Annotated in this window: 3 protein-coding genes and 1 pseudogene; 2 read left to right on the top strand and 2 right to left on the bottom strand. The window is 35.9% G+C overall.

Annotated elements, in window-relative coordinates; genetic code table 11:
- Positions 1–295: 295 nt before the first annotated feature.
- Positions 296–439, bottom strand: coding sequence for a hypothetical protein (locus MV676_RS07245; protein ID WP_297446280.1), 144 nt, complete (start codon positions 437–439; stop codon positions 296–298).
- Positions 440–1,472: 1,033 nt separating this feature from the next.
- Here MV676_RS07245 and MV676_RS07240 point away from each other — a divergent pair.
- Both MV676_RS07240 and MV676_RS07235 read left to right on the top strand, forming a co-directional pair.
- On the top strand, positions 1,473–1,817 hold the full coding sequence (locus tag MV676_RS07240) for a nucleotidyltransferase domain-containing protein (protein WP_297446277.1): 345 nt from the start codon (positions 1,473–1,475) through the stop codon (positions 1,815–1,817).
- The gene (locus MV676_RS07235; protein WP_297446274.1) at positions 1,801–2,217 is read left to right on the top strand and encodes a HEPN domain-containing protein; all 417 of its coding nucleotides are present in this window, start codon (positions 1,801–1,803) and stop codon (positions 2,215–2,217) included. The genes MV676_RS07240 and MV676_RS07235 overlap by 17 nt, the downstream gene beginning before the upstream one ends.
- Before the next feature lie 490 nt (positions 2,218–2,707).
- Here MV676_RS07235 and MV676_RS07230 read toward each other — a convergent pair.
- Positions 2,708–2,903 (bottom strand): annotated as a pseudogene (locus tag MV676_RS07230) (PIG-L family deacetylase); the annotation flags it as partial.

Below are 2,903 nucleotides of genomic sequence, written 5' to 3'. Positions count from 1 at the left end.
TGCAAACCTCCTTTTTGCATTACACTTTTCATGTATACAATTCAGAATAAATATTTGCAAGTTAAATGCACAGATTTTAGGGCAATTTTTAAACTGTCCTTCAAAATTTTGTTTATAACATACTCACTTCTTTCTTCTTTTTGTATACTCAATGCTCTCGTTTCTCAAACACTCTGCAAAATCCTCAGACGTTCAGTTTCTCCAGAACGTTTAAGCTCCTACTTCTTTTATCCTGCGAGCTGCTTTCCATAGGTCGTAGTTAGCCTGCAAGTTTAGCCAAAATAACGGCGTTGTTTTAAAGCATTTTGAAAGTTTCAAAGCCATCTCTGGTGTGGTCCCTCCCTTTCCGTTTATGAGCTCGTTCTGCTTTAAAGCTTACTTCTATTTCTTCTGTCAGCCTTGCCCATGTCAGATTTTCGTCTTCCAGTATTTCTCTCAATATTTTTCCAGGATAAGTGGGTGGCTTCTTCCTATCCCGAACAGAAATAAGCTCAAGCTCCTTTTATCCATATTTTTCCCGCCTTTAGTCATGATAATCTATTATTTGAACTTCATGCATTTCCATTTTTAAACTTAAGAAATTGCTGCGTCTAGCTGATCGAGTTTTCTTAGAACCTTAACTATGATTTTTGCTAGAGACTTACTGGATTGACCTGTCTTATATAGCTCTTTGGTGGTTTAATCTCCGTAAGATTTGATTTCATTACAATGTAACAGTTAGTGTTATAAAAATCAAGATACTTGACAAGAACCACGATGAAATTCGTTTGATATTGTTAGTAAGCTTCACTACAGTGGATTTCTCTTCTCCTAAAACCGCTTTCTGTTTTCACCACTAAAACCGCCATCTGTTTTTATCACATAAACTCCTCTTGGGACTTGTCTTTCTTCTTATCTTTTTTACGTACTCTACGTCCTTATGTTTCAGATACTTTGCAAAATCTTCGGGCATCCTGTACTCCCAGCAGGAGTGTTCTTTCTTCACGGTGAGGTAGTAGTTGTTAGGCAGGTGGTCACTGTAGTACTGTATGCTTGTGTCCTACCATTCGTTTGCCGTAATGTGTCTGTAATTATTTGCCTTAGGACATCTTTTTTTTTCTATTTCTCACTAGTAGTAGTTGTAAAGCTTGAGAAAATGTTTGGCAATCATGTTGTCGGGAGAGGTAATTTTCTTGTCTTTTATCCACTTATTGAGTTCGTCCCAGCAGTGTTTATAAAAAGGATTGACAAAGGAAAGACTTTCCCTGTTGAGAGTGAATCTTTGGTATATTCCAAAACTCTTTGACAGGCTAAAAGCATATCGAGGTAATCCCCAATTTTTGGACCAGGATCAGGCATTGGGGTATAAAACACCGGATGAAGTGTATTGTGGCCATAGCTGTTGTACTGTGGTATGATTAAAAACTAAAAGAGGACGGTCTAAAAATTGGGTACTACCTCAATGCTTTGAGGCTTGCAGGGGAGGTAAAAGGGTGAAATTCATAGAGGTTGAAAAGGTAGATGATGAACTTCTTGAGAAAATCGCTGAGCGAATACGAAAAGTGGTCGATCCTGTCAAGATAATTCTCTTCGGTTCTTATGCCCACGGGAGCCCTTCTAAAGACAGCGACCTCGATATTTTAGTTATCGTGGACAATTTAGAATCCACCCGTAGAGCACTGAGGCTTAAGATCAGAAAAGCCTTGAGGGAGTTTCGCATACCGAAAGATATAATTGTGGTTACAAAGGAGGATGTCAAAAATTGGAAGGATGTTCCTCAGGCATTCATAACATCTGTTATGAGAAAGGGAAGGGTTCTCTATGAAAGACAAAATTGAACTGGTAAAGGCGTGGATAAAAAAGGCAGAAAATGATTTAATAGCTGCGAGATACCTAATTACTATTAAACCCAATTCACCGCTCGATGCTGTATGTTTCCATGCTCAGCAGAGTGCCGAAAATTATTTTAAAGCTTATTTAACCTATAAAGAAGTTGAATTCCCAAAAACTCATGATTTGGGTGAGCTAATTGTTCTTGCTTCAAAAATTGATGGTAGTTTTGCTGATCTCATAGATATTGGAGAAAAACTTACAGACTATGCGGTAGATATCAGATGTCCCCTGCTCGTTGAAGAGCCGACACTTGAAGAAGCAAAAGAAGCTATAGAGATAGTTGAGGAAATTAAAAAGTTTGTTCTAGAAAGGCTAAAGGTGAGTAAGGGTGATCGAAAAGTTTAAGAAGTGGTTTGTTAAGGTATAGGGTATTTCTTTTGAGTTCCTTTTTGATATCGCACCGGTTATTTTTAGATTCCAAGATGAAAAGCCTTTGCAGAATTCGGTAGTGTTTCACTAATTGATACTATATCTTCTTCCATAGAAATACATACTTGATTGTGTAAGAATAAATTAAGAAATCCATAAAAATCCTTCATAGTCTTAGCCTTTTTCACCTCTATTTTATCTTTCTTCTTTTCAAGTATCAGAACATCACCCTCCCTCTATATTTAGTTTGTTCCCGATTTTCTTTAGGAAAAGTTATTTGGCCTTTTGAAAAAAAACTTTTACTACTATATCATCTTTTACTACCATCTTTTTCTCTTCTACTTAAAAAGTATATCAAAAGTATATCCTAATTTTCATATTATTTGGTGTTCTGCAACTAAAAATCCGGTGATATTTTCTGTTATTGTGGTGCTTAATTCACTTCTTAATTTTATTTCTAACCTTTTTATAAGATTTCTTTTAACAAAATAAAACTTTCTGCATATTTACAATTGCACTGACTTCCTCGGTATATGGCTAGGCTCTTAACACTTTCAATACTTCTTGGAAAGGGATGTTCCCCTATTTCAGAATTATAAATGGATAATATTTCTAATTTCTTATCCAAATAATAAGATATATCTACAAGGGTTCTCTTTAAG

The sequence above is a fragment of the Desulfurobacterium sp. genome (assembly GCF_027028515.1).
Classification (GTDB): Bacteria; Aquificota; Aquificia; order Desulfurobacteriales; family Desulfurobacteriaceae; genus Desulfurobacterium_A.
This window is presented reverse-complemented; position numbering and strand designations above follow the sequence as displayed.